Origin of the sequence: Streptomyces carpinensis (assembly GCF_002154505.1) — a bacterium.
Taxonomy (GTDB): Bacteria; Actinomycetota; Actinomycetes; order Streptomycetales; family Streptomycetaceae; genus Streptomyces; species Streptomyces carpinensis.
This window is the reverse complement of the sequence record NZ_MUBM01000118.1, coordinates 1-12252: the sequence shown is the minus strand read 5'-3', so window position 1 is coordinate 12252 and position 12252 is coordinate 1. Positions and strand designations below refer to the sequence as shown.

Here is a 12252-nt window from a genome sequence, read left to right as displayed (position 1 = left end):
CCTGCCGGAACTGCTTCCGGTGCTGGACTGAACGCCGCTGGGCTGACCGTGGGGGAGGCGGCCCACAGTACGATGATCCGACTGTTGCTGGGGGCGAGTAGCTGAGTAGCCGAGGAGATGCGTGCCCATGCCTGCCCGAATACCTTCGTGGGCCTGGGTCAGCGGCCTGACCGCGGGAGCGGTCGCGGTGGTCGCGGTACTGGCGGTCCAGGCGGACCAGGGCCCGCACCCCACGGCCACCGCCGCCCACCCGCGCACCTCGGCCTCGGCGGGCCCGCACCATCCGACCGCCTCCCCGAAGCACACCGCGCCCCCGGCGGTTCCGGCCGCCTCGGGAACGGGCCGCCGCATCGTGTACGCGCTGGCCCACAAGCGCGTGTGGCTGGTCGACGCGAGCGACAAGCCGACCCGCACCTTCCCGGTCTGGCCGGGCACGGTGAGCCCGGACCCCGGCGCCTACGCCATCTCCCAGCGTGTGCCCGCCACGACCGGCTCCGACGGGGTGCGCATCGAGCACATCACGTACTTCGCGGGCAAGTCGGGCATCTTCATCGCCTTCAGCAACGCCGTGGACGGCTCCTCGCCCCCGCCCGCCGCCTCCGGCGCCAAGACGGGCGGAATCCGCATGGCCAAGGCCGACGGGACGGCCCTGTGGGCGTTCGCCGCGAAGGGCACCAGGGTCGTGGTCGTCGAGTAGCGGTGCTCGCGGGCAGCGGCGCACCGGAGCCCGGTGGTCCCTGAACAGACCATTCCGTTCGATTACAGTGCTGGACGTCGTACGTACGGACGGTGCTGTGAGGGAGGTCGGGGTGAGTACGACGTCCGGTGCCGTCTGGGGGCGTGGCGAGCAGCAGGACTTCCGGAGCCGGGTGCGCGGCACCCTGCTCGGGGTGGCCCTGGGCGACGCGCTCGGGGCGCCGGTGGACGGGCTGGACCTGGAAGCGATCCGTCAGGCGCACGGTCCCGAGGGGATCGTGGATCTGGTGCCCGCGCACGGGCGGCGCGGTGCCATCACGCACTTCACCCAGCTCACGCTGTTCTCCGTGGACGGGCTCATCCGGGCGCAGGTGCGGCGCGACACCGGCGCCTGGCATCCGCCGACCGATCTGCACCGGGCCTACCTGCGGTGGGCGGCGACCCAGCACGACTGGGGGCCCGACGAGCGCCGTGAGGACGACGGGTGGCTGGCCCGGGAGGAGTGGCTGTACGCCCGGCGTGATCCGGCCCGCGCCCTGCTCACCGGGCTCGGGGACGAGACCATGGGGACCTTGGAGGTGCCCAAGAATCCCGGGGAGGCCGGGCCGGAGGCGGCCGTCCGGTCCGCGCCGTTCGGGCTGCTCGTCGGGTGGGAGCCCCAGCTGGTCGTACAACTGGCCGTCGAGTGCGCCGCGCAGACCCACGGCCATCCGACCGCCTGTCTCGCGGCGGGGGCGTACGCCGTGATCGTGCACGGTCTCGCCCGTGGCGACGGGCTCGACGGGGCCGTGCAGAAGGCGCTGGCCCTGCTCGCCGTACGGCCCGGGCACCAGCCGGTGTCGGACGCCCTCCAGCACGCGCTGGGCGCGGTGCGGCAGGGCATGCCCTCCCCCGCGCGGGTGGAGGAGCTGGCGGAAGAGGGCACGGCGGAGGGGCTGCTGGCCGTCGCGGTGTACTGCGCGCTCGTCGGCGAGGACGTACGGCAGGGCTTGTGCCTGGCGGTGAACCAGAGCGGTCCCTCGGGCGCGGCCGGTGCCCTCACCGGCGGGCTGCTCGGCGCCCTGCACGGCGAGACGGCCCTCCCGCCGGCCTGGCTGGCCGAACTGGAGGGCCGTCCCACACTGCTGGTTCTGGCGGACGACTTCGCGATGGAGATGACCCAGGGGCCCGCGCTGCACGGGCCCGCCGGGTCGGCTCCGGGGTGGCTGGCCAGGTATCCGCGCGGGGCCTAGGTCACCGGAGCCGTGCCGGGGCCCCTCGGTGCCGCTTACGACGGCTGCGTGCCCACGACGTCGTCGCCCGCGCCGGCCTGCGCCGGGACCGCCACCGCGCCCGACGAGGCGCCGTCGCCGTCCCCGTCGGAGTTGAGCCGCTCGATGATCGCGAGCCGTTCGGGGGTGTCCTCCGGCTTGATCCAGCCGATGACGATGTAGAGGACCAGGGACACCGCGAGCGGCACCGACACCTGGTACTGCAGCGGTACGCCGCCGTCGACGTTCCAGCTGATCGGGTAGTTCACCAGCCAGAAGGCCAGCAGACCGGCGGCCCAGCTGGTGAGCGCGGCCGTCGGGCCGGAGCGGCGGAACGTGCGGAGCAGGCCGAGCATCATGGGGATGGCGATCGGGCCCATCAGGCCGGCGACCCACTTGATGACGACCGTGATGATGTCCTTGAAGGCGGGCGAGTTGACCTGCGTGGCGACCGCCATCGACAGACCGAGGAAGACGACGGTCGTCACCCGGGCGGCGACCAGGCCGCTGCGCCGGCCCCAGGCCCGTGCCCGCTGGGACAGCACCGGGGCGACGTCCCGGGTGAAGACGGCCGCGATGGCGTTCGCGTCGGAGGAGCACATGGCCATGGTGTGGGAGAAGAAGCCCACGATGACCAGGCCCAGCAGGCCGTGCGGAAGGAGCTGCTCGGTCATCAGGGCGTAGGAGTCCGAGCCGTCCGGCTTCTGCGCGTGCACCAGCAGCGGGGACATCCACATGGGGAAGAAGAGGACGACCGGCCAGACCAGCCACAGGATCGCCGACAGGCGTGCCGAGCGTTCGGCCTGGCGGGCGCTGCCCGTCGCCATGTAGCGCTGGGCCTGGTTGAGCATGCCGCCGTTGTACTCGAAGAGCTTGATGAAGAGGAAGGCCAGGAGGAAGACGGTGCCGTAGGGGCCGACCAGGGGCTTTCCGTGGCCGTGCAGGGCCGGTTCGTCCCAGGCGCCGAGGAAGCCGATGCCCTTGTCGTTCAGCTTCAGGACCACCGCCACGAACATCGACAGTCCCGCCAGCAACTGGATGACGAACTGGCCGAGTTCGGTCAGCGCATCCGCCCACAGGCCGCCGATCGTGCAGTACACGGCGGTGATCGCACCGGTGATGAGGATGCCCTGGTTGAGGGTCACCCCGGTGAACACGGACAGCAGGGTCGCGATCGCGGCCCACTTGGCGCCCACGTCCACGATCTTCAGCAGCATCCCGGACCAGGCGAGCGCCTGTTGGGTGGAGAGGTTGTAGCGGTTCTTCAGGTACTCCAGCGGCGAGGCCACGTGGAGCCGGGAGCGCAGCCGGTTGATGCGTGGCGCGAACAGCCTCGACCCGATGGCGATGCCCAGCGCGATGGGGAACGACCAGGTGATGAAAGACGTGACGCCGTAGGTGTAGGCGATGCCCGCGTATCCGGTGAACATCACCGCGCTGTAGCCGGACATGTGGTGCGAGATGCCGGACAGCCACCAGGGCATCTTGCCGCCCGCGGTGAAGAAGTCGCTGACGTCGTCCACGCGTTTGTGCGACCAGACGCCGATCGCGATCATCACGCCGAAATAGCCGATGAGCACGGCCCAGTCGAGACTGTTCATGTGCCCCCTTCCAGGGTCCGCCTTGTGAACTCCACTCAGCTGGTTGGCACTTCGCCTGAGCGGGGTAGGGGCGAGGCAGGCCGCGAAGTGCCCGCTCATCGTGGGTGGGTTTACGCGGGCACGACAAGCAAGCGGAAGGTCAAGAGGAGGCAAAAAGGTTCTGACTGTTGACCTTGGTTCACCTACATGAATCAAGGTGAGAGTCTGAGATGCCGTCGGAGGTGGCGCGGAGGGTGACCGAGGCGCCGTCGGAGCTGGGGGGCGGGGAGCCGAGGCGGGTGGGAACGCGCAGAGCCCCCTCGGCAAGGACGGCGAACTGGTCGAGGGGGCTCTGGGCAAGGCTCCTGGTGTGTCCGGGGCGCTTGCGGCGTTGATTCAGTTGTCGGTCTGTCGATCGCGGAGCCGGGGGGAGGATCAGAAGATCCTCCCGCTCAAGCCTTGATCGATGCCACGAAGGAGTTCCACGCGTCGGCCGGGAAGCCGAGCACCGGGCCCTCGGGGACCTTGGAGTCCCGTACCGCCATGGCCGCGACCACCGGTGACTTGACCTCGACGCACGCGCCGTTGCCCGTGGAGTACGAGGACTTGGTCCACGTCTCCGTGACGCCCTGACGAATTGCCATTTCTGCTCCGGATTGCCAGTGGAGTGGTTGAGTTGCTGTCACCGCACGAGGCGTTCGGCAGGAACCCACAGCGCGGTTTGCGCCAACGGTGTTGCTCGCTGGCGTGATCGACGCTACCTGCCACTCTCCGCAGCGGAAGCGGCTATTCACTCGACCGGATGGCATATTCCAACGCGTCTTCCGTGCAAGCGTGGTGAGGGTGTACGGTGCCCGCCTCTCAGCCTGCGTTCTCCGCGTACTCCTTCGCGATGTCGGCGATGAACTGGCGCGACTGCTCCACGTTCAGGGCCTGCGCCCGCAGGTGCTCGTACATCACGCTGTACTTGTGGACGTCGTTCGCCTTCTCCAGATACAGGTCGCTGGTGACACCCTCGATGTAGACCACGCTGGAGTCGGCCGCGTCCGGGAACTCCAGGATGGCGTACTGGCCGTTCAGGCCCGGGTGCGCCCCCATGTCGAAGGGGATGACCTGGACGGTCACGTGCGGCAGCTGTGACTGCTCGGCCAGGTGCTCCAACTGCTCCCGCATCAGCGCGCGGTTGCCGACGACCCGGCGCAGGGCGGCCTCGTCGAGGACGGTCCACAGGCGCAGCGGGTTCTCCGACGCGGAGATTCGTTCCTGCCGGCGCATCCGGACCTGGACCCGTTTGTCGATGTCGGCGGGCGCGGTCTCCGGCAGCGCGCCGGCGATCAGTGCCTCGGCGTACTGGCGCGTCTGGAGCAGGCCGGGGACGACCTGCGGGTCGTACACCCGAAGGCTCGCCGCGTCCGTCTCCAGACCGATGTAGACGCTGTAGGGGATGTCACCGAAGGAGTGCCACCAGCCCTGCTGGCGCGAGTCCTTGGCCATTTGCATCAGCGAGTCCACGATCCGGTGGTCCTCCACCTCGTAGACCCCGCACAGGTCACGGACGTCGCGCTGGCTGATGCTGCGACGGCCGTTCTCCAGACGGCTGATCTTCGACTGCGACACCAGCAGCCGCTCCGCCACCTCCTCGGCCGTCATGCCCTTGAGCTCGCGGAGCCTGCGCAGCTCCTGGCCCAGCCGGCGCCGCCTGACGGTGGGATTGACATTGGACGCCACGGGACGTGCACCTCCGGCTGCATGCCTCTACTTTGCGTATCTGCTGCTGAGCAGACTGCCACCAAGGTGCTTTCTACCGCTGGGAAACGCCGGATATGCGGCGACCGAGGGCCGGTTCGGATTTCGGCGCCTAGCCGGTGAGCGGCCGGCGGGCGGCAATGAGCGGCCGGCGAGCTGCCGGATGGGCGGTCGAGCGGGGGGCCGAGACCGTACGATCTCGGCCCCCCGCTCCGACCAGCGGCTCCCGAACCGGGTCTGGGGACATGCGGTGCGGCGTTCTCCGCGTCGCGCGGTGCTCGCGCGCGGGTCGTGCGTTGTGGTGCTCGTGCGCTGCGGTCCGTGCACGCCGGTGTCCGTACGCCGGCGGCTGTGCGCCGGTGTCCGTACGCCGGCGGCCGTCCGCCGGTGTCCGTGCGTCGTGGTCTCAGTGGGCCACGGCACGTGCCATGGATCCGTGGCGCGGCTGCATCGGAACGCCGCGGGCGGGTTCCGGTGCGGGCCTGGCTCCGGCGGCGGCCTGACGGCCCGCAGGACCCGGGCTGCGGCGCGGCTGGGCCGCCGCACCGTTCTGGACGTCCATCACGGCGTGCGCGACGAGACCGCCCATGGGGTCGTGCCTGATCAGATCCCTGAGCCGGGAACGGGACGAGCGGCCCTCGTTGCCCGGGTACAGGTGCTTGCCGAGACCGACCGCGTGTGCCAGCGCGGCGAGCGCCGCGGTCCGCGGGTCCGGCGGTACGCCGGTGCGGATCGCGGAATCCAGCCGGGCCCTGATCTCCCGGCTGATGGCGGTGTCCGTCGCCTGGTAGCGAGTCGTCGGCAGCACCCCGCACATCTGGCCCGGCACGGCGGCGACCATGCCGCACCGCTCCAGATGCGAGAGGTAGGTCTGGCGGAGCCCGAGACGCGGCCCGCCGATCCAGTGGACGGCCCGTACCGGAGCGCCACGCCTTCGCAGCAACTCCAACGCGCAGTCCAGTGTTGGATCTCCAGTCGGCCGTGGTGCCACCACGGCGATACGATCCCCGTCTGGGGCTATCCGTCCGGCCAGCGCCAGCTCCACTAGCTGTGCTCCGGCCAGACCGAGGTCGAGCGACTGCGGCTGCGCAGTGGTACCCGTGGCCGGGTCCAGTGCCAGCAGCAGAAGCTCCTCCGGAAGTGTTCTGCGGCTCCTGCCCATCCATGCCTCCCCGCGTGGATGAATGACAGGGTGACCCCTCTCACATTGGTCTGTCGAGGGTGCGTGACCGGTTCGTAGTGGAACCGGTAGGTATGTCGTTCTCGTCTTCCGCGTGGGTTTGGCCCGTGCACAGGACACTGGTACATGGTTCGGACAGCGGTACGGCACGGGACGTGCGGCACATGAGGAGGCATCGGTGGCGGGCGAGTCCCCCGACAGGTCGAAGCAGCGCGAGTCGTCGGCAGAACCGGCGTCGGGGAGCGCGGGTCCGGTTCCCGAGGGCCGGGGCGGGGCGCGCGAGGTGCGCGACCCTCGGCTCGCGCTGACGGGGGAGTCCGGTACGGCGGAGAGCCGCGGAGGCGTGGATACGGCCACGCGGGTGTTTTCGGTACGGGACTTGGCGGCGGACGCGGAGGAGGACTCGGCGGAGTCCGAAAAGCCCGAAACAGCTAAGAAGTCTGAGAAGAGCGAAAAAACCGCAAAGTCCGAACTGGGCGAGGGTGCCGGGACTGCCGGGACTGCCGAGACCGCCGAGACCGCCGAGACCGCCGAGGACTCGGTCGAGGACGCGGAGCCGGCCGGGGAGCCCTCGGCCGCGGACTCTGCGGACTCCATGGACTCCGCGGATGCCGAGGACACGGCCGATTCCGCGGACGCCGAGGCCGAGGAGAGCAAGGCGACGGCCTCGGGCAAGGACGACGACGAGCACGAGGGCGAACCCGAGGGTGAGGCCGAGCGCGGCGACGCGAGCGCCCGCGACGACGCGCGTGCGGACGCGGCGGACGACGCCCGCCTGCGCGCGGCCGTCGCCGCGTGGGTGGACTCCGCGGACGCCAAGAAGGGCGCGGAGGACGCCGGGAAGGCGGACGAGTCCACGGAGGAGGCGGACGAGTCGGCCGAGGCCGCCGAGACCGATGTCGAGTCCGCCGCTTCCGGCACCCCCCAGAAGCCCACCGAGGAAGCCGCGAAGGACGCCCCCGAAGCCGAAACCGCCGAAGCCGGCGACGACGACGCGGCACAGGACGAGGACGCGCCCGCTGCCAAGGACGCACCCAAGGCCACCGAGCCCGAGCCCGCACCCGAGTCCGAGCCCCCCGTCGACCAGCCCACCGCCGTCTTCAAGGCGCCCCGGCCCAAGCCCGCCGTCGACCAGCCCACCACCATGCTGAAGCTGGGCGGGGACAAGAAGGGTTCCCCGAAGCCGGACGCGAAGAGCGACGCGAAGGCCGACAAGAAGGGCGAGGCTGAGCCCGCCCGCAAGGCCGACGAGTCCGACGCCGAGCGCACCAGCAAGTTCGTCGCGCTCAAGCCGGTCGACGCCCGGGAGCCCCGCAAGCCGCAGCCGGCCCCCGGCACAGCCCAGCCGCAGCCGAAGCCGGGCCCCGCCACGGCCCAGCCGCAGCCGCGGACCGAGGCCCAGCCTGCCGCCGCCCTGACCGGTCACGAGCGCACCACCCAGCAGCCGCTGCCCCCCAAGCCGCCGCTGGACCTGCTGGCCGAGCTCACGAACACCCCGCCGCCGCCGGAGACCCCGCTGCGCACCGTGGCGCGCCGGGTGAAGATCTGGACCCCGCTGGTCGTGCTCCTGGCGATCGTCTTTGCGATCGTGCAGGCCGTACGCCCGCTGCCGTCCCCCACTCTCGCGCTCACCGCGCAGGACAGCTTCACCTTCGAGGGCGCGAGGGTGAGCCTGCCCTGGCCGAGCGAGGGCCAGGGCTGGATGGACGGCGACGGCATCGGCACGATGGACCACTTCGGCAAGCAGACGCCGGTGGCCATCGGTTCGGTCGCCAAGACCATGACCGCGTACATCATCCTCAGGGACCACCCGCTGAAGCCCGGTCAGGAAGGCCCGAAGATCCAGATCGACGCGACGGCGGAGAAGGAGGGCGGCTACGACAAGAGCGACGACGAGTCCACCCTCAACACGGTCAAGGCCGGCGACTTCCTCACCGAGAAGCAGGCGCTGTCGGCGGTCATGATTCCCTCCGCGAACAACATCGCACGGCTGCTGGCCCGTTGGGACGCGGGCTCCGAGGCGGCGTTCGTCAAGAAGATGAACGACACCGCCAAGGAACTCGGGATGACCGGCACGACGTACACCGACCCGTCGGGCCTGAAGGAGACCACGGTCTCCACGGCCCAGGACCAGGTGAAGCTGGGCAACGCGGTCGTCAAGAACCCGGCCCTGGTGGCCATCACCAGCGCGGCCAGCTGGAAGGACCCCTCCGGCCACACCTGGAACAACTACAACGAACTGCCGTACCGGATCGGCGCGATCGGCATCAAGACCGGCACCACCACGGCGGCCGGCGGCAACCTGCTGTTCGCCGCCCGCAAGACGGTCGGCGGCCAGAGCGTCACCGTCGTCGGAGCCATCCTCGGCCAGCACAAGCCGTCGATCCTCGACACGGTCAACGCGGTCAGCAAGACCGCGCTGCTCGCCGCCGAGGACGCGCTGACCTCCGCGAAGATCCTGAAGAAGGGCGACGTCGTCGGGTACGTCGACGACCAGCTCGGCGGCCACACCCCGGTCGTGGTCACCAAGGACGTCTCCGCGGTCGGCTGGGCCGGGCTGAAGGTGAAGCTGTCCGTCGTCGCCGACGAGGTGCCGCACTCCGCGAAGGCCGGCACCAAGGTGGGCACGCTCACCGTCGGTGACGGCTCGCGCGGAGCGGTGCAGGTTCCCGTGGCCCTGGAGAAGGACCTCGCCGAGCCGGGCTTCACGGACAAGCTGACGCGCCTCGGTTGACGGGTCGGCCGGCCCGCCGGTCACTTGGCCTCACGTCCGGCGAAGCCCGCGCACCCCGTCGGGGAGCCCCACCCGGGGGCTCCCCGACGGGGTGCGTGCTAGCGTCACGAATCGGGCACGTCACCGGTCGCGGGGGACGCGGCCGCGAACAGGAGACGGGACACGGGGAGTGCCTTCAGGTGGCCACTGCGGAGCCGACACGCGCCGACGACGCCGATCCGGGCCCGGGAGCCGGCCCGCGAATAGGCACGTCCAGGACTGACCTGGGCAGGTCCGCGACCGAGGCGGACCGTGACCGCACGGACCGGGGCGCAGGCGTGGACGTCGGCGCGGGGAAGCCGCACCGGGCCCGGGCCGCCGTGATGGCGGTGCGGGAGCGGATGCTGCGGCACCCCGCCCTGTCGATCACCGGCCTGGCCGGCGTGCTGCACATCGTCTGGTTCTTCACGTTCGCCAACAGCGGCGGCGACCTCGCGGCGCAGGACGCGTGGGCCGAGTTCGTCGGCCGGCACCCGGACTCCGCGTACAACCTCGCCTGGTACGGCGGCATGCACCCGGTGTCGTACAGCGTGGTGTCGCCGTATCTGATGTCCGTCCTCGGCGTCCGTACGACGATGATGATCGCCGGCACGGTCTCCGCGGGCCTGCTGACACTCGTCCTCATCCGCAGCCGCGCGGTCAGGAACCCCCTGTGGGCGGCGCTGGCCGGGGTCTTCGGGCTGCTGTGCAACGCGATCTCGGGCCGGGTGACGTTCGGGCTGGGCACGATGTTCGCGCTGGGCGCCGTCGCGGCCGTCTTCTGCTGGCCCTACCGCTGGCGCCACAGACGCTGGGCGAAGGCGCTGGTCGCCGCCCCGCTGGCCGCGCTCGCGACCATGTCCTCACCGGTCGCGGGCCTGTTCGTGGGTCTGGTGGCGGTGGCCCTGTTCCTTCAGAAGCGCCGTCCGGGCGCCTGGGCGCTCGGCCTGGCGCCGAGCGCGGTGGTGGCCGTCTCGGCGCTGCTCTTCCCCTTCTCCGGCACCCAGCCCATGACGTTCGGCTCGGTGATCCTGCCGCTGGCGTACGCCGTCCTCGCCGCCGTCCTCGTCCCCGCGCAGTGGAAGACGGTCCGGATCACCTCCTGGGTCTACGCCCTGTCGGTCGTCGGCGTCTGGTTGATCAGCTCCCAGATCGGCTCCAACATCACCCGGCTGGCGATGCTGTTCGCCGGGATGATCCTGGTGGCGGCGCTGCCCTTCACGGCCCCGCGTTCGCGCAAGTGGTACACGGTCGTGCTGGCGCTGGCCGTCTTCGTCGGCTGGATCGGCTTCAAGACGGTCGACGACATCGTCCACACCGCACCCGCCGCGTCCTGGTCGCGCGAGCTGGCGCCGCTCGTCAACCAGTTGCAGAAGGTCGGCGCGGAGAAGGGACGCGTCGAGGTGGTCCCGGCCAGCTCCCACCGGGAGGCCTCCGCGCTGGCGCCCTACGTCAACCTGGCCCGCGGCTGGAACCGCCAGGCCGACATGCAGCGCAACCCGCTCTTCTACGACGACACGCTCAACTCCGCCAACTACCACGAGTGGCTGCAGCGCTGGGCCGTGCACTACGTGGTGCTGCCCAAGGGCGAGCCCGACGGCGACGGCGGGCAGCGCGAGCGTGCCCTGGTGCAGCGGGGCATGCCGTACCTGCGGCAGATCTGGGGCGACGCCAACTGGCAGCTGTTCAAGGTGACCGACCCCAAGCCGCTCGCCGAGCCCAACGCGGTCGTCGACCGCGCCGAGCAGGGCGAGCTGACCATCGAGGTGCGCCGGCCGGGCCGCATCCTCATCCGCATCCCGTACTCGCCGTGGCTGAGCCTCGTCGACGAGCACGGCAAGAGCCTCAAGGCGCCCCAGGAGACCGACGCCTCCAAGCACCGCACCCCGGGCACACCGAAGACGTACGACAACGTCAACGGCTGTCTGGCGCAGACGCCGGAGGACGTCAAGGGCGACAAGTGGACGACGCTGCTCGCGCCGCGGGCGGGCACCTACCGGCTGGCTGCGCCGTACCAGCTGCCGCGGGGCACGCCGTGCCCGGACGAGCTGAAGTGACCGGACGAGCCGAAGTGACCGGCCCGGGGGCTGCCCGCCCTGCCGCCCCCGGACCCCGCTCGACGCGGTGCGCTCGTCTCACCTCACCGGAAACGCAACATCGCACACCGCGTCCTGAGGTCCCGCCGCCTCCCAGTCGGCGAAGTACACCTCGCGGCACGGCCCGGCATGCCGGAGACCCTGCTCGGCCATCCACTGCTCCACGGCCTCGAACGCGGCCAGGATCTGCGGATGGGCCACCTGTGCCTTGGTGATCCGGGTGTAGGCCAGCCGCTGCGCCGGCTCCACCCGCACCTTCGTGTCCCAGGACCGCCCCCGCGCCTCGGCCCACGCCCGCGCCGCCGCCTCGTCCGCGACGGGCACGCAGGACTCGGCCGGCCCGTCGCTCTCCATCGACACCTCGGCGTGGTACACGACGAACGGTGCTCCCGTGACACCGCCGCACTCGCGCGCCGCGCACTCCAGCCGGTTCAGCGACGCCTCGATCCACGGCGGCAGCTCATCCGCCAGCGTGTGCCGGGTCTCGGTGATCACCACCTGCTCGGCCACATCGACCGTCTCGACCACGAACTTTCCGTACATGTCGGAGCTCCTCCCCGAGAGTCGTCCACGGAGGTACTCGGCGAGGGTCCGCTGCCCGGCCACGCGCGTCTCGACGTCCGCCCAGTAGGCGGTGAGCCGGTCCGAGGCCTCGGCCCCTTCGGCGCCGACCACGTCCGCCACCAGGCTCAGCGGCATGTCGAGCTGGCGCAGGAGGGCCACCAGCCGTGCCCGCCCGGTCTGGGACGCCCGGTAGTAGCGGTAGCCGCTGACCTCGTCGACGTGCGCCGGAACCAGCAGCCCGAGGCGGTCGTAGAGCCGCAGGGCCTTGGCCGACAGCCGGGCCCGTGCGGCGAACGCGCCGATGGTGAGCAGCTCTTCGTCCACGCCCTCGTCCACGCCTTCATCCTCCGTCGCCGGGCGGCCTGTTCCGCCCGGCGACGGAGGATGA

At 71.1% G+C, this 12252-nt stretch carries 9 protein-coding genes; 4 read left to right on the top strand and 5 right to left on the bottom strand.

The genetic code is table 11. From position 1 onward, the window contains the following. Positions 1–127: 127 nt before the first annotated feature. Positions 128–697, top strand: a complete 570-nt coding sequence (locus tag BZY54_RS17040) for a L,D-transpeptidase (RefSeq protein ID WP_086726048.1) — start codon at positions 128–130, stop codon at positions 695–697. 112 nt (positions 698–809) lie between these two features. Continuing rightward, positions 810–1928, top strand: a complete 1119-nt coding sequence (locus tag BZY54_RS17035; protein ID WP_086726047.1) for an ADP-ribosylglycohydrolase family protein — start codon at positions 810–812, stop codon at positions 1926–1928. A gap of 35 nt (positions 1929–1963) precedes the next feature. On the opposite strand, the gene BZY54_RS17030 is transcribed toward BZY54_RS17035, so the two are convergent. From BZY54_RS17030 to BZY54_RS17015, 4 genes are all read right to left on the bottom strand, one after another. Further along, positions 1964–3547, bottom strand: a complete 1584-nt coding sequence (locus tag BZY54_RS17030; RefSeq protein ID WP_086726046.1) for a sodium:solute symporter family protein — start codon at positions 3545–3547, stop codon at positions 1964–1966. A gap of 431 nt (positions 3548–3978) precedes the next feature. Then, positions 3979–4170, bottom strand: coding sequence for a DUF397 domain-containing protein (locus tag BZY54_RS17025; RefSeq protein ID WP_086726045.1), 192 nt, complete (start codon positions 4168–4170; stop codon positions 3979–3981). A gap of 217 nt (positions 4171–4387) precedes the next feature. After that, on the bottom strand, positions 4388–5254 hold the full coding sequence (locus BZY54_RS17020; RefSeq protein ID WP_086726044.1) for a helix-turn-helix domain-containing protein: 867 nt from the start codon (positions 5252–5254) through the stop codon (positions 4388–4390). Positions 5255–5678: 424 nt separating this feature from the next. Next, complete coding sequence (locus BZY54_RS17015; RefSeq protein ID WP_086726043.1) at positions 5679–6434, bottom strand: GOLPH3/VPS74 family protein; 756 nt, start codon at positions 6432–6434, stop codon at positions 5679–5681. A 196-nt stretch (positions 6435–6630) separates the two neighbouring features. Between BZY54_RS17015 and BZY54_RS17010 the strand changes: the two genes are divergently transcribed. Together BZY54_RS17010 and BZY54_RS17005 are read left to right on the top strand one after the other, a co-directional pair. After that, the gene (locus tag BZY54_RS17010; protein WP_086726042.1) at positions 6631–9186 is read left to right on the top strand and encodes a D-alanyl-D-alanine carboxypeptidase family protein; all 2556 of its coding nucleotides are present in this window, start codon (positions 6631–6633) and stop codon (positions 9184–9186) included. A 179-nt stretch (positions 9187–9365) separates the two neighbouring features. Next, complete coding sequence (locus BZY54_RS17005) at positions 9366–11261, top strand: MFS transporter (RefSeq protein ID WP_086726041.1); 1896 nt, start codon at positions 9366–9368, stop codon at positions 11259–11261. A gap of 78 nt (positions 11262–11339) precedes the next feature. On the opposite strand, the gene BZY54_RS17000 is transcribed toward BZY54_RS17005, so the two are convergent. Then, the gene (locus tag BZY54_RS17000; protein ID WP_167414008.1) at positions 11340–12188 is read right to left on the bottom strand and encodes a MerR family transcriptional regulator; all 849 of its coding nucleotides are present in this window, start codon (positions 12186–12188) and stop codon (positions 11340–11342) included. Positions 12189–12252: the final 64 nt, after the last annotated feature.

Bases quoted from the DNA above. Each gene is read 5' to 3' on its own strand.
- BZY54_RS17015 (WP_086726043.1), bottom strand. From the start codon at position 6,434: ATGGGCAGGAGCCGCAGAACACTTCCGGAGGAGCTTCTGCTGCTGGCA.
- BZY54_RS17030 (WP_086726046.1), bottom strand. From the start codon at position 3,547: ATGAACAGTCTCGACTGGGCCGTGCTCATCGGCTATTTCGGCGTGATG.
- BZY54_RS17025 (WP_086726045.1), bottom strand. From the start codon at position 4,170: ATGGCAATTCGTCAGGGCGTCACGGAGACGTGGACCAAGTCCTCGTAC.
- BZY54_RS17040 (WP_086726048.1), top strand. From the start codon at position 128: ATGCCTGCCCGAATACCTTCGTGGGCCTGGGTCAGCGGCCTGACCGCG.